The organism is Candidatus Omnitrophota bacterium, assembly GCA_040755155.1.
In the GTDB taxonomy this organism is placed as follows: Bacteria; Hinthialibacterota; Hinthialibacteria; order Hinthialibacterales; family Hinthialibacteraceae; genus JBFMBP01.
Map to the genome: position 1 here is coordinate 1 of JBFMBP010000111.1, position 18,509 is coordinate 18,509.

General features: G+C 50.4%; 14 protein-coding genes. 7 read left to right on the top strand and 7 right to left on the bottom strand.

Annotated features, from left to right (window positions below):
- Positions 1-286: 286 nt before the first annotated feature.
- The 4 genes from phnX (at position 287) to AB1656_16840 (ending at position 4,354) form a co-directional block, all read left to right on the top strand.
- On the top strand, positions 287-1,117 hold the full coding sequence (phnX, locus tag AB1656_16825) for a phosphonoacetaldehyde hydrolase (GenBank protein MEW6237050.1): 831 nt from the start codon (positions 287-289) through the stop codon (positions 1,115-1,117).
- Between the two features lie 181 nt (positions 1,118-1,298).
- Positions 1,299-2,057, top strand: a complete 759-nt coding sequence (locus AB1656_16830; protein MEW6237051.1) for an HAD family hydrolase — start codon at positions 1,299-1,301, stop codon at positions 2,055-2,057.
- Positions 2,058-2,192: 135 nt separating this feature from the next.
- Positions 2,193-3,122, top strand: a complete 930-nt coding sequence (locus AB1656_16835) for an NAD(P)-dependent oxidoreductase (GenBank protein MEW6237052.1) — start codon at positions 2,193-2,195, stop codon at positions 3,120-3,122.
- 236 nt (positions 3,123-3,358) lie between these two features.
- A complete protein-coding gene (locus tag AB1656_16840; protein MEW6237053.1) occupies positions 3,359-4,354 on the top strand; it encodes a glycosyltransferase family 2 protein in 996 nt (331 codons plus the stop codon).
- A 187-nt stretch (positions 4,355-4,541) separates the two neighbouring features.
- Here the strand turns inward: AB1656_16840 and AB1656_16845 are convergent, their stop codons facing one another.
- On the bottom strand, positions 4,542-6,065 hold the full coding sequence (locus AB1656_16845) for a hypothetical protein (protein ID MEW6237054.1): 1,524 nt from the start codon (positions 6,063-6,065) through the stop codon (positions 4,542-4,544).
- Positions 6,066-6,230: 165 nt separating this feature from the next.
- On the opposite strand from AB1656_16845, the gene AB1656_16850 reads away from it, so the two are divergent.
- From AB1656_16850 to AB1656_16860, 3 genes are all read left to right on the top strand, one after another.
- A complete protein-coding gene (locus AB1656_16850) occupies positions 6,231-7,331 on the top strand; it encodes a hypothetical protein (GenBank protein MEW6237055.1) in 1,101 nt (366 codons plus the stop codon).
- 85 nt (positions 7,332-7,416) lie between these two features.
- Positions 7,417-7,908, top strand: coding sequence for a response regulator (locus AB1656_16855; protein ID MEW6237056.1), 492 nt, complete (start codon positions 7,417-7,419; stop codon positions 7,906-7,908).
- A 145-nt stretch (positions 7,909-8,053) separates the two neighbouring features.
- Positions 8,054-9,331, top strand: a complete 1,278-nt coding sequence (locus tag AB1656_16860) for a hypothetical protein (protein MEW6237057.1) — start codon at positions 8,054-8,056, stop codon at positions 9,329-9,331.
- Here AB1656_16860 and AB1656_16865 read toward each other — a convergent pair.
- The 6 genes from AB1656_16865 to AB1656_16890 form a co-directional block, all read right to left on the bottom strand.
- Positions 9,319-9,555: a hypothetical protein gene (locus AB1656_16865; protein MEW6237058.1), complete on the bottom strand. Its 237-nt coding sequence runs from the start codon at positions 9,553-9,555 to the stop codon at positions 9,319-9,321. The genes AB1656_16860 and AB1656_16865 overlap by 13 nt on opposite strands.
- A 216-nt stretch (positions 9,556-9,771) precedes the next feature.
- Positions 9,772-10,614 carry a hypothetical protein gene (locus AB1656_16870; GenBank protein ID MEW6237059.1) on the bottom strand — a complete coding sequence of 281 codons (843 nt, stop codon included), beginning with the start codon at positions 10,612-10,614 and terminating at the stop codon, positions 9,772-9,774.
- Between the two features lie 665 nt (positions 10,615-11,279).
- Positions 11,280-12,707 carry a hypothetical protein gene (locus tag AB1656_16875; protein ID MEW6237060.1) on the bottom strand — a complete coding sequence of 476 codons (1,428 nt, stop codon included), beginning with the start codon at positions 12,705-12,707 and terminating at the stop codon, positions 11,280-11,282.
- 294 nt (positions 12,708-13,001) lie between these two features.
- Complete coding sequence (locus tag AB1656_16880) at positions 13,002-15,665, bottom strand: valine--tRNA ligase (GenBank protein ID MEW6237061.1); 2,664 nt, start codon at positions 15,663-15,665, stop codon at positions 13,002-13,004.
- A 247-nt stretch (positions 15,666-15,912) separates the two neighbouring features.
- Positions 15,913-16,104 (bottom strand): 30S ribosomal protein S21, encoded by a 192-nt coding sequence (gene rpsU, locus AB1656_16885; protein ID MEW6237062.1) that lies wholly within the window; start codon positions 16,102-16,104, stop codon positions 15,913-15,915.
- 147 nt (positions 16,105-16,251) lie between these two features.
- The gene (locus AB1656_16890) at positions 16,252-18,366 is read right to left on the bottom strand and encodes a carboxypeptidase regulatory-like domain-containing protein (protein MEW6237063.1); all 2,115 of its coding nucleotides are present in this window, start codon (positions 18,364-18,366) and stop codon (positions 16,252-16,254) included.
- Positions 18,367-18,509 lie beyond the last annotated feature (143 nt).

Sequence of the window (18,509 nt, forward strand, 5' to 3'; positions counted from 1 at the left end):
GAGGTTCGCGCAAAATATGGACTGCCAGAATTAGAGTTCATTGGACAGAAGCGTCTCTGACTCATCTTAAGGATATCCATAACTATAGAGCCTCTTGCAAAAACTCTATAATTCCTCCCCCAAGCCTGGGGGAGGTTAGGAGGGGGGTTGCCTTAAGTCTAACAAAATCAACCCCCCTCTAACTCCCCCCAAACTAGGGGGGAGAATTGAAAAGAAAATTAAACCATTTTTGCAAGAACCTCAAATGTAATGGTGATATATTCAATCAAATATAGAGGAGACCAGTATGGAATTTTATTTTCAACGTTCTTATCGCGGACCAGTAAAAGCCGTGTTATTGGACTGGGCGGGCACGACGATGGATTACGGCTGCTTCGCCCCTGCGGTGGTTTTCATCGAAGTGTACAAACGCGCGGGGATCGACATCACCATCGAACAGGCGCGCGAGCCGATGGGGGCGCATAAGCGAGTGCATATTAAGGAGATTTCGCAAATCGACGCCGTGGCTAAGAAATGGCGAGAGAAATACGGGCGGGCTTGCACGGAAGAGGACATCGACAAGATGTTTGCGGATTTCATTCCCTTGCAGTTGAAATGTCTGGCGGATTACGCGGACTTGATTCCGGGAACGCTGGAAGCCGTCGCGGATTTCCGGAAACGCGGTTTGAAAATCGGCTCTACCACTGGCTACACCCAAGAAATGATGGATTTGCTGCAAGCAGAAGCCAAGAAGCGCGGTTACGTACCCGACGCCACCGTTTGCGCGACGCAGGTTCCGGCTGGGCGCCCTTCTCCTTGGATGTGCGTCAAGAACGCGATGGATATGCAAATCTATCCTTTCGAATCCTGCGTCAAAGTGGGCGATACGATTCCGGACATTTACGAAGGGCTGAATGCAGGAATGTGGTCGATCGGATTGGCCATGACCGGCAACGAATTGGGATTGACGGAAGCCGAGATCAAAGCGTTGGATCCTAAAGTACTGGAAAGAAAACGGAAACGCGCCTACGATCGCATGGCGCAAGCAGGAGCGCATTACGTCGTCGATTCCATATCTGACGTTCCGCCGTTGATCGATGCGATCAATGCGCGATTGGCGCGCGGCGAACGCCCTTGAGGGGAAGCGTGGAAGAGGCTTCCAGCCTCTTGAGTGGAGATAGAAAGAGCCAAGATGGCTCTTCTACTTTTCAACCCCTGTCTTGCGCGGCGGGGGTTGTTTCTTTTGGGGAATGTGAGTACATATTTTCGTTATTCTTACCGATAAAAACATACTTGAAAAAACGCTGGAAAAGGAAACTATGAAGCCATCCATCAAAGCTATCACATTCGATCTTTGGGACACTGTCTTCGCTGACGACACGGACGAGCCGAAACGCATGCAGGCGGGAAGGCCGACAAAATTGATCGAACGCCGCAACCTGGTCCATCAATTCTTGCAAAAGCATGAACCGATATCGTGGGACTTAGTGAACGCCGCCTATAACGCAGCCGACGCCGCCTTCAGCAAAGTCTGGCATGAGATGTCCTATACCTGGACGGTGCGGGAACGGCTCTCCGTCGTATTGAAGGGAGTGAAGCGGGAATTGCCCGAAGCGGAATTGGCGGAACTAATCCGTTTGCATGAAGATATGGAATTGGAATTTCGCCCCGATTTTGCGCCGGGCGTCCATGACGCCATCGCCGAATTGAAGAAGAAATACAAACTGGGCGTAATTTCAGACGCCATATTCAGCCCCGGGCGGGCGCTGCGCCAGCTGTTGGAAGGGGGAAATCTGCTGCACTATTTCGACGCCTTCGTATTTTCGGACGAGGCTGGATGCTCGAAACCAAATCCCGCCATGTTCGAAAAAGCGGCGGCGGGATTGGGCGTACAGTTGAACGAAATCGTCCATATCGGCGACCGCGAGCAGAACGACGTTGACGGCCCCCACGCCGTAGGCGCCCGCGCCGTTTTGTTTACGGCCATCAAGGATCGGGGAAGCGCCAATAGCAAAGCAGACGCCGTCTGCGGCGATTACGCCGAATTGGCGAAGACTATCCAATCACTCAATCATTAAACGGTTGGGTGGCAAAGGCAAGACGCAGTGTTTGATTTTGAATTTTAGATTTTGGATTTTGAATTAAAAACGTTCTTTGGGAGGTTTTTTTAAAATTAAGAATTAAGAATTGAAAATTAAGAATTGATAAATCCAATGGCCATTTCCAATAGTACGAATCCAGACTTCCCATCTCCTTCGCCCCTGCGTATTCTCGTAACCGGGGCTTCCGGCTTCGTTGGGCTGCCTACCACGCAGGCGTTGATCCGCCGGGGGCATCGCGTCATCGCCGCCGCGCATATTCTTATGCCCGATCTTCCCGCCCATCCCCAATTGCAATGGATCAAATGGGACGCGACGGAAGAGCCTCTTCCTCAAATAGAATGGGACGGTTTGGATGCAATCTTGCATCTGGCTATCCCTTGCGGCCATTTCGCTTTTCCCGATGCAGTTCCCGCTCTCTTCGAAACTACGGTCGCTTCCGTGCATCGGCTTTATCAAGAAGCCTATAGGCGCGGCGTCCAGCGGGTATTGATCGCCTCCACCGGCGATGTTCTGGGTTCGCGGGAACAGCCGGCGGCGGAAGACGATTTTCTCTACCAGCCGGATACGTTTTACGGAACGGCGAAAGCCTGCGCCGAACTTTTCGCCCGTTTTTATCAATCCCATCTTACTTCTTCCATCCTGCGCTTCTATCATCCTTACGGTCCCGGCGGCGACCGCTTTCTTATCAACCAGATGATTCGTTGGATCGCGGAAGGGCGCGAGATCGCCGTCGAAGGCGCGGAGGGGATTCGGCTCAATCCGGTTTGGGTGGAGGATTTGGCGCAGGGCGTTTGTCTCGCCGTGGAAAAAGGAATGAGCGGCATATTTCATTTTGGCGGCCCGGATTATTTATCCCTGCGCCAATTGGCCGACATGATCGGATCGATCATGAATAAAAAACCGATTATAACGAGCAAAGATGTTCCCTGCATTCAAAGGCACGCGGGAGCGTTTGCGGAGACCTCCCGCCTTTTGGACTATCATCCCCAAACCTCGATCCGCGCCGGTTTGGAAAAATTGATCGAACTCAAGATGAAGTAACTCATGTTACGCAGGTAGGTTATTTTTCAAGGAATTTGCCGTTTTTACAATTCCTCTCCCAAGATTGGGAGAGGTTAGGTGAGGGTTGATTTGATTGAACTTAACACCCATCACCCTACCCCTCTCCCAGAGGTTGAGGGAATGGAAATGCGTAACGTGAGTAAAGTAATATGGGTAGATCAAAAGCAAAAACAACCTTGCCCTCGCCGCCCAGACGCCTTTAATAGAGGATAAAAATGCCCGAACTCACCGTCATCGTTCCCACGTATAACGAAGAAAAAAACCTGCCGGTTCTCTACGAGCGCTTGCAGCCGATTCTGGATTCGTTAAACCTGCCGTGGGAATGGCTGGTCGTCGACGATCATTCTTCCGATGGAACCTACGCCGCGATATCCGCGCTCGCCGGGAAGCATGACAACATCCGCGCCGTGCGCCTTTCCCGCAACTGCGGTTCGTTCGTCGCCATCCAGTGCGGATTCGAGCGCGCGCGGGGTCGCGCCGTCATCGTCTTGGCCGCCGATCTGCAAGACCCGCCGGAAACCATCCCGCGCCTGGTAGAGGAATGGAAGCAAGGCGCGCAAGTCGTTTGGGCCGCCCGCAACCGCCGGTTGGGCGAAAAATCCAGCACCATTCTTTTCTCGCGCCTCTATTATTGGATCATGCGCCGCTTCGTCGGCCTGCGCCAAATGCCCGCGATGGGCGCCGATTTCTTTCTGCTCGATCAATGCGTCGTGCGTGCGTTGCGCCGCGTGAAAGAGATCAACGTCAGCCTGCTGCCTTTGATCTCCTGGATCGGCTATCAACAAAAAACCATCTACTACGATAAGCAGCCTCGCCTGCATGGGCATTCGCATTGGAACTTGGAGAAAAAGTTGAAACTCCTGGTCGATTCCATCACCTCGTTCACCTACCTTCCCATCCGTCTCATGTCCTGCCTCGGATTTTTAATTTCGTTTCTCGGCATCCTTTACGCCGCCGTCATCATATTGAATCCCATAATCGGACGTCCCGTCCCCGGCTGGTCGTCTTTAATGGTCGTGATATTAGTGTTGGGAGGAATGCAAATGTTGATGATGGGCGTGTTGGGCGAATACCTCTGGCGCGCTTTGGACGAGGCGAGAGGCCGCCCCAAATATTTCATCGAAAGCGCCATCGACGCCGCCCTTCCCGAACCGGAAAAAACGCCGGGCGGCGAAGAGGGTAATTTGTCTGAATCACGATTCCCAGGATGAAAGGATTCTCAGGATAAGGAATTAGATTCTTGCAAAAATTGTATAATTTTCTTTTCAATTCTCCCCCCAAGCTTGGGGGGAGTTAGAGGGGGGTTGAATTTGTTAGACTTATCTCAACCCCCTCCTAACCTCCCCCAAGCTTGGGGGAGGAATAATATAGTTTTGCAAGAGGCTCAAGGAATTGGATTTAATTTCTTTTTGGAATCACAAAGACGTAATGTTCGACGAACAACGTTCGATAATTCCCATAGAGATTTTTAAAAAAATCCTTTTGGGATAAATACTCGAAATTTCCCTTGTCCGACCAAACCAAAACAGGTTTCGACTTTCTCGTCTCCTCCGTAATTTCCTTTAAAAAACGTTCTTCCTCCACAGACGCCGAGGGATCACCTTTCTCGTAAAGATGCTGGATCAAACTGGGCGGCCATAGCGTGAAGTATCGGCAAACGGGGCGGCGGTTTAGTTCCGTCAACACGGAAAAGCCCGGCTCCACCAGGCGCACGGCGTTGAAGACGGCGTCGCCGGGGCGGCTATAGGTTTCCAACACTTGGCGCGTCTCGCCGCTTATCGGCTGCCAGGAATAGCCCGGTAGCCGCAGCAGCCAATAGCCCGCTAGAAAGAGACAAAGCGCAGCGGGAGCGAGAAGCAGCGCGGAAACGATTCGTCGGCGCGCCGCGGAAGCGGAAAGCCATTGCGCTATCATCTCCACCAGCCCAACGGATAGCATCGCCGCGCCATATAAAGCTGGAATCAGGTGATAATGAAATCCCTTCTTCTGCTGCAAAAACATCGCCAGCGACGCGCCTGCGAATAGAGACAAGGCATAAACGGCGTTTTTATAGCGCGGCCGCCAACAATAAGCCGCCGTAAGGGTCGCGATAACGATGAAAGCAATCCCCAAGAATAGATAATCGCTCAACATATTGGCGTAGGTTACGTTATAGGCTTCGTAACCCTTTATCGTCAGCGGGATATAGCGATGAAAAAAACTATCGAACACGTCTTGCGGCAAGAACAGAAAATGCAGCGCATATGCCCCGGCGCAAGCAGCGGCAGTGAGATTCTGCGCTGTAATGAATTTGCGGCTGCGCAGCATAAAGAAGCCTTCGGTCATCGCCATCGCTAAAAGAAAATGCGGCTTGACGCAGGCGAAAATCGCGGCGGCGGCCGTCAAGGAATAACATAATGGCGGCGAAATTTTTCTGCCTTCGCTTTGAGCGAATCGAAAACAGAAATAAGGAAGATAAGCCAGGATGAAGAGATGTTCCCGCTGGCCAAAATCGCAGCGCAAGTAACTGTATAAGACGCTGGCGGCGAGCATGGCGGCGATCGCCTCTACGGTTCGCCGGGGTATGGCGTCGGAGGCGCGGAGAATGCGGCTTACGAGCGATGCCGATAAAGATACAAAGCCAAGAACGAGAATTTGAAACACGGGGAAAATGTGCAGGTGAAGAAGCTGCGCCGCGCCAGCCGGAACGATATTCAAATACATGATCAGCGGAGGATTGATATCCACGAAGTCGATATATGGCTTTTTCCCCTCGAGCAAATTCATGCCGCATTGCAAAAAGATGGCGCAGTCCTGATTCACGCGGTAAGGCAGACAGAGAATGCTGAGGAACAAAAGGAGGAGAATAAAATATCGCAGAGAAAGATAAAACGCGCCGATTTTATCCTTGGAATACAAATCGCGAAAACCGCCGAAGATCAAAGCGCCTCCCCTTTCCTATTGGGATTTATTATAATGATTCTTGTTAAACGGCTTGTTGTTTTCAAGAAAAACGAAAAGGGCGATTCGCCCATTTCGCAGGCCACCTTATCATTATTGAAGATAACGCGCTAGATGGACTTTGGAATCGAACGAGGAGGCGGAATCATGCGCCGGATCTTTTTCTGTTCATTCGTATCGTTCCTACTTATCTCTCCCGTCTGGACATCTCCCGTCTTTCAGAAAGGCATGTCCTACCCCGCGTGGAGTTGGAACGTCCTCTCATTGACGAAATCATCCCAATCCATCGCCGCCATGCGCGAAATCGGCGTGGAATGGGCGGCGCTCTGCGTCTTCTGGTTCCAGGACAACGAAAATTCCTCCGTTATTACGGAAGACCCGAACCGCTATTCCGCTTCGCGTCCCTCAACCGTCAAAGCGATCGCCGATCTCCATGCGGCGGGAATCAAAGTACTCCTCAAGCCGATGGTGGGTTTGCGCAACGGTGAATGGTGCGGAACGATAAAACCCAGCGACGCCTGGTTCGACGCCTACGAAGCCTATATCGCCGATTGGGCGAAATTCGCGGCAGACAACGGCGTGGAGATATTTTGCATCGGCTGCGAGTTCGTCGAAGCCGCCCGCTACAAAACCTGGGCGCCGTATTGGCGGCGCATCGCCGATTCCGTGCGCGCCGTCTATCCCGGACCTATCACCTACGCTTCCAATCACGGCAACGAACAAAACATTTACTGGTGGGACGCTGTGGACTATATCGGCATCGACGCTTATTACGCGCTCTCCAGCCAGGATAATCCCACGCTTGCGGAATTGACGTCGGCGTGGAAAAAACAAGCGGACAAGATCGAATCCTGGCGCAACCGCGTATGGCCGGATCGCCCGGTTCTCTTTACCGAGATCGGCTATCGCAGTTTCGACGGCGCTAGCCGCCAACCGTGGGACTGGCAGCAAGACGATCCCGCCAAAGTCGACCTGCAAGAACAAGTGGATTGCTACTCCGCCGCATTGGAGGTTCTGACGGCGCGGGATTGGTTCTATGGCTTTTATTGGTGGAATTGGGAGACCAATCCCAACGCGGGCGGCCCGAGCGATACGGGCTACACTCCCCAAAACAAGCCAGTTCAAGCTCTGCTATCCGATTGGTACCGCAACCGTTTGATGGGAGGCCGCTTCTCCGGTATTCCCTCGGAGTTTTTTTACGAGCCGGCGCAGAAGCAGCGGACGGGGGGAGGCAAGGGAAAGGGATAGGAAAGCCGGCAAAATTATAAGAAAATGACATCCATGTTCAATATAAAGGCGTATCCAAAAACGATAAGACGGAGGAGCTTGCAGCATGTCCAAAGCGATCCGGCTGCTTCTAGTCGATGACGAAACAAAATTTCTTCACACTCTAGCGAAACGGCTCGAAATGCGCGGATTCGAAGTTCATCAGGCGGAAAATGGACGGCTAGCCATCGAAGCCGCCCGTCAAAACCGTTTCGATCTGGCGTTGCTCGATTTAAAAATGTCCGGCATGTGGGGGGATGAGGTTTTAAAAATCCTGAAAAAAGAACAAAAGGATTTGGAGATCGTCATTCTAACCGGTCATGGTTCGCAGGGTTTCGCGGAGGAATGCGCCCGGCTCGGCGCTTTCCGCTATCTTCCTAAACCTTTCGAATTGGAGGAACTCCTTCTGGTTTTCAAAGACGCATATAAAACCAGATTAAAAAAGAAATACGCTTTGGATTCTCATCGGATTGAGCGGATCGAACAACTCGACGACAGCTCGCCGCCGATGGATATCCTCCAATCTCTTCATGAGATCGAATCTCATGATGAGGCGTAATTACGCTTCCATAAATCGTCGCGAAACGATAAACGACGAGAAAATCGTACGCCGTATCGTTTACATGGTATACCACTCATGGTAAATCCATAGGGAACAAAAAAACAATTTCGATGTCTTTGAAAGAGGGGAGGCGTCCAAAAGCATGATTCGATCATCCGGCGCAACCAAACAAGTATACGATTTACTTCTCACTAATAGCGAAAGAAGCCTAATTTTGGATAAGGCATCTCTTTCGGATGAGATGGACAAGAAAATCCGCTTCGCCGCGCCGTCGGACGGCCAAACCGTAATCCGGCTCCCTCTGGACGATCTCGACGAATTGGCGGGCTGCATCGCCATCGAGGCTAACCATTGCCAGGATAAACGGATAAAAAAACGCTGGGATAAAATTTTTTCTAAAATCCAGGATATTCTCGACGAGCAGTTCGCAGAAGAACATTCTCCTCCAAAAGGAGAACAATCGCTGAAAGACGAATTAGCCTATCAAGACCTGAGCCGTATTTTCCCGCCGGAGACGGCGAAAGCCATCGTCGATCTCCTTCGAAGCGGACAATGCAAAGATGAAGATGAATTCAAGCAAAGAGTCGGGGAAATCATCGATGCGCAAAACCGGAAGCCGTTGCCGGAAGCGGGCGGCCTTTCGCCCCACCAAGTCTATCTATTAATCCACGCCGATTGGGATTCGCCCGACGGCCCCATTCGATTCAACGACGATTTACGTTTGGAAGATCTGCAAGATGCGCCGATCTTCCAAGACGCCCGCCTATTGCTTTCAGCTATTCAAGAAGAAGGGGGAAACGTAAAAGCCACGTCGTCGGGAAATCTGAACCGGCAGTTCGTTTCCCAAATGCTCGAACGGTTGGATTTGCCGCCGGAATTTCTCGACGATCTCCATCGTTATAATAAAGTTATCAACGAGAGGGACGTTTTTCCGCTGCATATCCCAAGGCTTCTTCTCACTTTTTCGGGAATCTTAAGAAAAAGCAAATCTATCTTCAATATTACCCATAAAGGAAAGAAATATCTGGCGGACGATCAAGCGGGGAAACTTTACTTAAAGCTTTTTATAGCCCATTTCCATAAATTCAATTTAGCCTATCGCGATCGTTTGGCGCCCAACGAACCGCTGCAACATACGATCGCTTATTCCCTGTGGAGGATACCCCAAGAGGCGAAGGACTGGATCGATACGGACGAACTAGCGCCCAAGATCGTACTGCCCATCGTAAGAGAACATGCTCCCGTCTATGAATTTTTCGATCATTTTTACAGCCAAATCAGCAGCCGAATTCTATACTCTTTGAAAGATTTCGGCTTATTGGAAAGGCGGGAGATTCCTACGGACGATAAAAACATCTTTACGTACGATGTGCGAATGACGCCTCTTTACGATAAATTCATTCATTTTCATATCCCTTGATTCATGCGGAGACGCTTCGCCCAGGAGAATTCATCCGTGACCGACGCTGGATTGAAACGATCCGTCTTATTCGCCGCCGCCTGCGCCTGAGAATTCTCGTCCGCTGCGTTGAAGTATTTCGCCAGATCGTCCAGTGCCTTATTCACGGCCTCGGCGTCGTTGGATTTCTCCACGGCGTTGAGCGCCAAGTCGCGAAAATCGGGGGAGATGGGGGATTCGAACATTTACGCCGCTTTTGACCTTCTCCTACAAATTTGGAAAAACATTCTAATATTTTTCCCAGTTTTTATCTGTCGATAAAAAAGACCTTACACTTCTAAGTCGATACATCCGCACCTAGCCTACTAAAAAAACAATGGGGCGAGTTTTTCACCCCATCTTTTTCTTCTTAATTTAACAATTTCGATAACTCAACCTACTCGCCATTCTTCGTTCTAGGTTTATCTCTCCATCGGCCTCAATATGCTATTGGTACTATTGTTAATTCTCGGTCCCGGCGGAACGCCAGTTCCTGGACGACTTTCCATTGATTCCGGAGGAAGCGGCATTGGGGGAAAAACGATTTGAAAGTCGCAATTCTTCAATTCGGGATACTGCTTGATTAAATGTTCTTTCGAGTAATTGAACACCCATTTATTCAGATCCGTACTCCACTGCGCATTGCGATCTGGTTTCAGTTCGTCCGATAAAACAATATCCGCTAGTTTTCTCTCCTCAAGGATTACGCGATGCCCTTTTAGGCTTTTTTCTATCATGGCTTCTTTATCGTCGGGAAACATTCTTATCATCTCATCGATACGTTCCTGAGTGGATTGAGTCGCTAATATTTCTATGTAAGAATCTATCGATCCATATTCCGATAAAAAGTGTTCGGCCGCTTGTTTAGCCGTCATCGTTCCATGCAAAACATTTTCTGAAGCCGCTATCATCGCGATTCCAAATTTTTGAGTTTCATCAAGGAATTTAGGAGTTATAGTTGGACCGATTTCTTTGCGCAAATAATTTCTGATTTCATCAGTTGTAACGCGAATATTATGATTAGCGATTAAGTATCGTTTTACCTCTGTTAGTATACTTAGAATGAAATCTAAATCTAGCTTATACCCAGCATTATTATCATTTTGTTGTGTATATTCATAATGATGGATATTATCTTCGCTTTCTATGCGGTTCGGATCGTTTTGATCCGTTATCGGTTTATTGTTGTCTGTTATAAACAATACAATTACAACAACTAAAAGTAGGAGAACAAGGATTAATATAGTTTTCCTCTTTGTATTCATGGTTATCCCTTTAAAATTATAGATTAATTACGCAATCGGCTCCTGCGGTAGCGGCTGAGCCGATATGGCCATCAGCTAACCGAATGACAACCGAAACACTGTCAAAAAATACTTCACTGGGTAAAGGTCCGCATGCAAATATTGTCGGAACCCCAGATACTGAATATGTGCCTGGCGAACCAATCCCGCCTCCAGTATATTGCGGAATTGCCGATGGACCAAACCAACTAGTAAGAGTACCTGACGTACGTAAAGTTAAGTATACTCCCCATCCACATACTGCTTCCTGACCGGATGGCGATATTGATCCAAAACAGTTGTCGCTTTGTGGACGAAATTCAGCAAATCCATCGCTGCATCTATGATATTTTATTGAATAGCTTACTGAAAAAGATCTTAATCCAATTCCTTCTACAAAAAAATAAGCTGTTGCAGTGGTTTGACAGTTATTCGTATACTGAGTGCATGTGACAGTAGGCAATGGAGTAAACGTCGGTGTAGGCGTGGGATTCGCTCCCGTCGCATACGCCATCATACGAGGATTATCGTCAACCTGCATCATAAAAATCCAGGCAATCATTATTCCTAACAATATCACAACGGAAAAGAAGGAAATCACTTCCCGTTTGTCTTAAGATAATTTTGCTATAATATTCTTTTCTCTTCTATGGAGATTTCCGCGAATTGGCTAATAACTTAAGGATTTCGTCCTTCAGTTCAAGGGTAATTTCACGGCAGCGGATTACCGCGCCTTTGGCGTCTTTTGGTACTAGGTTCAGGACTTCGGAAATATAGTTGAGCGCGATATACGGCTGCTTTTTACTGAATGCGATTTCCGCCAAACTATGATATGTCCAAGGGCGGATTTCGGGAAATGGCGATTGTTCCAAAATTCTAAGCAGAATTTGTTCCGCTTCGTCGACTTTTTTATCGTGACTGGAGATGTAGCGCGCCCAGTTCATCGCGCAGTCGGCGCCTGCCAAAGTTTGAGGAAAGTAATTATCCATAACGATCTTGCAGATTTCAGCGGCTTTATCCAATTCTCCGCCCCAAGCAAAACTTTGATGGTGCATATCGTAGAGTCCGGCGATGTCGCTGTCAGAGAACTGCGCCTTGATCTCTTCGTTCATAATCATGTCGCTGTTTAGCAACTGCTTGGTTATTACTTGCGCCTTAGATAGGTCGTGATGCACATCCATTGCCAGATCGCGAACGGCTCGCATGGCGCGATGGTAAATATACTTCCAATCGCCGGCGTTGCGCTTCATGAATTCGGCGAAATCCTCCCCTGCCGCAATCGAATCGCCCATTCCAAACCTGTCATAGGTAAGATAGAGCGGAACATTGCGGTATTCGTCCAGGCTCTTGTCTTCCCGCGTCTCGCGTCCCTGCGCCAACTCGGCGTCAGCCTCTTGCAGCGCGTTTACGGCTTCGGCGTAACTCCCATCGTTCGCCAAACAGAGCGCTTGCGCGATCTTCTGCGCTTGCGGATGCTTGGCGGATGGTTGTAATTGAGGATAGACCAACTCCATCGCCTTTGCTCCGGCGTTGTCTTTCTTCATCATATTCAACAGCGTGATGAAGATGAAAAAGTCCTCCTGCTCGCCGCGGTAGAACGCATACGGCTCTTCGGCGACGACGCGGCGGTATTCGAGTGTGCAGGCGTCGGCCAGTTCTCCGCTTTCGATCAGGCTTTCGGAATAGCGCAGCAGTGCGTTTTTCCAATGGCGAGCGATGCCGTCGTTGAAGATGGCAATGGCTTCGCCGCCGCGTCCTAGCCGCTTGAGAAACTTGGCCTTGGTCAAGGATGCCTGGCTGAAGAGGTAGGAATTCGCGTCCACATTCCCCAGCAGCGCTTCTACCGACGCCAGCGCTTGGGAATTCTCGTCCGGCGTGTTGGAATATTTCACTAGATCGTCCAGCGCCTTATTTACGGCCTCGGCGTCGTTGGATTTTTCTACGGCGTTGCGCGCCCATTCGCGAAAATCGGCGGAAATGGGGCCTTCGTACATTTGCGCCGCTTTCGCTAATCCCCCATAGATCAAGAGAGGCAAAAGCGAACCGGCAAGCAGAAATCGTTGAACCATTCTCATGTCTAACGCCTCTTGTCCGAATAGGATATTATTTAGATAATAATAATGAAGAAAAAAAAAATAAAACAAGCCTTATCGGCAATATTATTAAAAATATTTTTAATAATAATTGGGAGAAATGATGGGGAAAAGAATAATGGCTACGCTTCGCTTTGAGCCTATTCTGCAATTTGTATATTCGGTAGAGTGAACTAATATGCGTCGAGGGAGTAAATAGGGTGGGCTACGCTTCACTTTTAGCCCACCCTACTTGCTTGCTACTTGCTTATGCAATCCTAAATCCGCGAAGAAAATTTATTCCACTTCCGCGAGCAGCGCCAGCTGCTTCGTCAGCCTTTCGCAATCCGATTTTTCTCTCTCGAATCGTTCGCGCTCCTGATCGACGACTTCTTTGGGCGCTTTATCGGCGAAATTGGCGTTGGAGAGTTTTTTCTCGCGGCTGGCGACGCTTTTATTCAACTGTTCGATCTGTTTCTTTAAGCGCTCCATCTCTTTCTGCTGCACTTCATCCGGCCAATGGACGCGGATTTCGCAGCCGTCTACGATACCGATGGACGACGCGGGATGGGGCTTGAGATCGCGGGACGCCGTAAGATCGGAATGGACTTTGCACAAGGGAACAATATGGGGATAGTAGTGGCGCAAGAAGCGCTCGTCTTCGCCGTTCTGCGTCTTGAACTCCACCTTAGCCACGGTCGAAGGCGGGAAATTCAACTCGCCGCGTATATTGCGAATCGTGTAAACCACTTGCTGAAACTTATTCGCTTCCGCTTCCAGCGCGGCGTCGATTTTCCGTTCGTCCGCTTGCGGATAGGCCGCGCAGGAGACGCTGATCGTTTCTTCTTTGGGGACGCCCAAACCTTTGAGGATTTGCCATAGTTCTTCGGTAATGAACGGCATGAACGGATGCAGCAGACGCAGTGCGTTTTCCAGAACCTGCAATGCTATACGCTTCACAACTCGCTTGGCTTCGGCGTCTTCGCCGTAAAGGCGGGGTTTAATCAACTCCAAGTACCAATCGCAGTACTCGTGCCATACGAATTGATACAGCGCTTCGGACGATTCGTTGAATTTATATTCCTCCATCCCCTTGCGGGCGGCGGCGGCGGCGCGCTGCAATCGTGAGAGAATCCAACGGTCCGCCCATTCCAGGCGTTCTTCCGGAATAGCGGAAGGAAGCGTTTCGCCCTCCTCCAAAGAGGCTAGGATGAGGCGGGCGGCGTTCCAGATTTTGTTGGTGAAATTGCGATAGCCTTCGATGCGCTCTTCCGCCAGGTTGATATTGCGTCCCTGGGCGGCCATGATGGCGAGGGTGAAGCGCACCGAATCGACGCCATACTTATCGATCACGTCGATGGGATCGATGGCGTTGCCCAGCGATTTGGACATCTTCTTACCTTGCGCGTCGCGTACTAAAGCGGTGATGTATACGTCGCTGAAGGGAACTTCTTTCATAATATACAATCCCATCATGATCATGCGCGCCACCCAAAAATAGATGATGTCGTGGGCGGTTACCAGCACGCTGGTGGGATAGAATTTTTCCAAATCGGGCGTTTTGTCCGGCCAGCCCATCGTGGAAAACGGCCACAATGCGGAAGAAAACCATGTGTCGAGCACGTCTTCGTCCTGGCGGATGTGCGGGCTGTCGCAATGGGAGCAAATCGTTGGATCTTTGCGGGAGACAGTGAGCTCGCCGCAATTGCCGCAATACCAGACTGGCAGACGATGCCCCCACCAAATCTGGCGCGAGACCGGCCAGTCGCGCACGTTTTCCACCCAAGAGAAGTACGTATTCTCCCACGACTTGGGGATAAACTTGGTGCGGCCTTCGCGCACGGCTTGCAGCGGTTTTTCCATTAATGGCTTCATTCTCACGAACCACTGTTCTGATAAATACGGCTCCACGACAGTGTCGCAGCGGTAGCAGCCGCCGATGCGGTGCTGGATTTCTTCGGTTTTTTCCAACAATCCCTGCATCTTCAAATCTTGAATGACGCGCTTGCGGGCTTCGTAGCGGTCGAGACCGGCATAAGGGCCGCCGTTGGCGTTGATGGTGGCGTCTTCGTTAAAAATATTGATTTCTTCCAAATGATGCCGTTTGCCGACTTCGAAGTCGTTGATGTCGTGACCGGGAGTAATCTTTAGCGCTCCTGTTCCAAACTCGCGGTCGACATAGGCGTCGGCGATAATGGGAATGACGCGCTTCAGCAAGGGAAGTTCAACTTTTTTGCCAATGAGAAAGCGATAGCGCTCGTCTTCGGGATGCACGGCCACGGCCGTATCGCCCAACAGGGTTTCGGGGCGGGTTGTCGCGATGGAAAGAGCGCCGGAACCGTCCGCCAATTTATACTTGATATAATAAAAAGCCCCGTTGGCGTCGGAATAATCCACTTCGTCGTCGGATAGGGTGGTATGGCAACGGGGGCACCAGTTGACGAGATACTTTCCCCGATAAAGATAGCCGTCTTCGTATAGGCGGACGAAAACCTCGCGCACGGCGCGGGAACAGCCTTCGTCCATCGTGAACCGCGCGCGGGACCAGTCGCAGGACGAACCGAGATATTTCAACTGATGGATAATGGCGTCGCCGTATTCCTGCTTCCAGGTCCAGATGCGCTCCAACAGTTTTTCCCGGCCCAAATCGTGCCGAGTCAATCCTTCCTTGGCCAGTTGCTTCTCCACGACGTTTTGGGTAGCGATGCCCGCATGATCGGTGCCTGGCATCCACAGGACTTCTTCTCCCTCCATCCGTTTCCAGCGGCAGACGATGTCTTGAAGCGAGTTATTCAACGCATGGCCGATATGGAGTTTTCCCGTTACGTTGGGAGGTGGAATGACGATAGAAAAGGCTTTCTTTCCGCTATGGGGATTCGCTTTGAATAAGCCGTTCTCTTCCCAAAACTTATACCATTTTTCCCGCGAAGCCGAAGCGTCGTACCGTTTTTCGATTTCCATAATCGCATTGATCCTTAAAAATCATTCTAATTTTTGACCGCTTGATAGGGATATGGCGGGCGCTAAGCAAGCAAGATCGTTCTTGAAAAGAGAGTATAACGGCGCTTGTCCTAATCCGCAAAGCCCCCTTCTCCCCGACTCGCCCACCCAAAAGAAAAAGGGAAGAACATCTGGCGTTCCTCCCTTTATTACGTTTCGGGAATCGTACCCCATTCCCTGATTCTCTAGTGAGGGCAGGCGAAAACGGTTAGAATCTCATTTTATTTTTCTTAAGCCGTTTGACAGCCTTAAGATGTTTTTTCCGCTTGCGAACGCTGGGTTTTTCGTAATAAGCGTTTTTGCGGATGTCTTGAGGAATGCTTTCTTTGATGCATTTCCGCTTGAAACGCTTCAGCGCCGTCTGAATATCTTCTTCATCTTTGACTTCGACTGCTACCAAGTTTATCACAACCTTTTCTTTTAAGATTTTAACTAATGGATAATGGCGTATGAACAGCCGCCTGCACTCATCCAGAGAAACTTAATTATAGTAATCCCAGTATAATCCGTCAATCCTGCTTAGGCGGCGTGGCGCCTTAAATCCAAATCACCGCCGCCGGGGTGACATAGGGCGATTCGGCCCATTGGCGTCCTGTCCCGCTCCCCCAGTCCGGAAAGATAGCGTATAGGGCGTATTGCTGAATCGCTGGCGGTCGATGGTTCTCAGGTTGTTGTCGAGTTGAACGTGATAGCTGGTATTCGGCTTTAAAATGACGTTCATGACGATCCGCGTTCCCGATCCGTTGGGGATGAATTGAAACAAAGGCTGGGAATCGGCGTTAGGCCGGAAGCGAAGCGCCCGCTCGAAACTTACGGGATCGACGGGGGAGTTGGTCTCAAGCATCATATTCTGCTCCAGGCCGAGAATGACGCCATTGGTTCCCTCTTCGGGGAAAGTGCGCACGATGAGCGGGCCGTCCGTGGTGAAGGAGAAAGTAAACGGCTGCGCTAGAGATACTTTTTTGGGCGTTTGCGCATTCATCGTCAGCGTGATGGTATAACGCGTCTTCAAGCGTATGGGCATAGGCGCGTCCTGATAGAGCCGTAGATGCAGGATGTCGGAATTGGAGATTTCGCTCTCGCGATCGAAAAAGGCGTCGAAAGAGACGGGAGGATCGATAAGAACGGCGCTTTTCACCGACTCGCCTTCCATCCGTTCGCTGAAACGGACGACGATGTCGATAAAACGATCGACAGGAATGCGGCGGGCGCCGTCGCGGGGAAACGTATCGACTACATAGGGCGGTTCGATGTCTCTTTTCAAAACCACGGGATCGAGTTGCATAGTCTTTCCCGCTAATACCAGAACGCCTTCCAGATATTCGTTCTTATACTCTCCCTTCGAGAAAATAATCGTATAAGCGCCGAAGGGGACTTCCGTAAATCGGTATTCGCCATCCTTTCCCGTAACGGCGGTGAAAGCGGTTCCCTGGATGGCGACCGTAATTCCCCCGTGATCCGACGCGTCTTCCAATAGCGCCGATCCTTCTATAATGCCTTTTCCCTTCTCTTCCGGCTCATTGGAAAGAGCGAGTACTAAATCCTCCGCTTGCGCAACTCTTGACGGCTGGATGCTCACGTTCGACAGCGTCCCGTCGGCATAGCCGGGGTGTTTCGCCGTCAGCGAATACTCTCCGGCGGGAATCCCCACGAACATATAACGCCCATTGGCGTCGGTGGATACGGAAAGAGAAATTCCCGTCAGCGCGACAATGGTATTGGAATGATCGGTTCCGCCGCTGAGGTACACCCTTCCCTGAAGAACGCCAATGCCAGCAGGAGAGAATTCCCGCTGCAAACTGACGAAGCCCACCGACTGCGCCGCCGTCGCTGGAGAAGGGACGGCGTTGAAAAGGGTTTCCGGCAAAAAGCCGGTGCAGGTTAGAATCAGGCTGCGGGCGACGGCGTCCATTCCCGTAATCTTAAATTCGCCGGAGGCGTCGGTGATGGCGTATTTTTCGGGTATATCTTCCAACGCCGCCTTGATTCCCGCATGGCTGGATTCGCCATCGAGAAACGCGACGCCTTTAATAACGTAATCTCCCAGCATCGGCGGTTCGGGAATGGGAGTGGGAAGAGAAACGGCAGACGATAAAACGATGGGTGGGACATGGGTTTCGGCGCCAGCGTTCACTTCCACGCCATCCTTATAAACCGGAAGTAGATTCTCCTTGACCGCCACTAATCTATATTTTGCCGGAGGGATATTCTCGATGTGATACAAACCGGTCGTATTGGTCGTAACCGAAAACGGAGTCCCTTCCAAAATGACCAAAATCCCCTCATGAATCGATTCGCCTTGCAGCGTAACGAAACCCGTGATCTGCCCTGCGGGAACGATTTTCTCCATGAGCGTCAACGAGCCGATGGAGACTTTAGACCTTGCGGGAATATCCACATTTCCCCGATGCTCGACATACCCCTCGTTTTCAATGAGGTAGGTATAGGCGCCCGGCGGGATTCCCGTTATGACGAAAGCGCCGGATTGGCCGGTTATGGCGCGGAATTGGGTTCCGGGAAGAATCACCTGCACGCCTTCACAGTCAGCGCGATTTTCCAACTGAACTACGCCCTCGAGCGATCCGGGCATAGGGCCGGAACAATGGCTCAGAGACGCAACCGCCAGGAGTAAGGGAAATATTAGGCGAATCGGACGTTTCATGGATCAACCACGGATGAAAATGTCTTTCCTTATCATAACGGAAGACGCATAGGAAAAGGAATAGTTTTAAAAAGAAATTCTTACTCCTATTTAAATCGTAAGATGGATCGCATCGTTCACCTCATCAACATAATAACTCATGT

Coding starts and splice junctions, on each gene's coding strand:
- phnX (MEW6237050.1), top strand. CDS start 287: ATGGAATTTTATTTTCAACGTTCTTATCGCGGACCAGTAAAAGCCGTG.
- AB1656_16830 (MEW6237051.1), top strand. CDS start 1,299: ATGAAGCCATCCATCAAAGCTATCACATTCGATCTTTGGGACACTGTC.
- AB1656_16835 (MEW6237052.1), top strand. CDS start 2,193: ATGGCCATTTCCAATAGTACGAATCCAGACTTCCCATCTCCTTCGCCC.
- AB1656_16840 (MEW6237053.1), top strand. CDS start 3,359: ATGCCCGAACTCACCGTCATCGTTCCCACGTATAACGAAGAAAAAAAC.
- AB1656_16850 (MEW6237055.1), top strand. CDS start 6,231: ATGCGCCGGATCTTTTTCTGTTCATTCGTATCGTTCCTACTTATCTCT.
- AB1656_16855 (MEW6237056.1), top strand. CDS start 7,417: ATGTCCAAAGCGATCCGGCTGCTTCTAGTCGATGACGAAACAAAATTT.
- AB1656_16860 (MEW6237057.1), top strand. CDS start 8,054: ATGATTCGATCATCCGGCGCAACCAAACAAGTATACGATTTACTTCTC.
- AB1656_16865 (MEW6237058.1), bottom strand. CDS start 9,555: ATGTTCGAATCCCCCATCTCCCCCGATTTTCGCGACTTGGCGCTCAAC.
- AB1656_16870 (MEW6237059.1), bottom strand. CDS start 10,614: ATGAATACAAAGAGGAAAACTATATTAATCCTTGTTCTCCTACTTTTA.
- AB1656_16875 (MEW6237060.1), bottom strand. CDS start 12,707: ATGAGAATGGTTCAACGATTTCTGCTTGCCGGTTCGCTTTTGCCTCTC.
- AB1656_16880 (MEW6237061.1), bottom strand. CDS start 15,665: ATGGAAATCGAAAAACGGTACGACGCTTCGGCTTCGCGGGAAAAATGG.
- AB1656_16890 (MEW6237063.1), bottom strand. CDS start 18,366: ATGAAACGTCCGATTCGCCTAATATTTCCCTTACTCCTGGCGGTTGCG.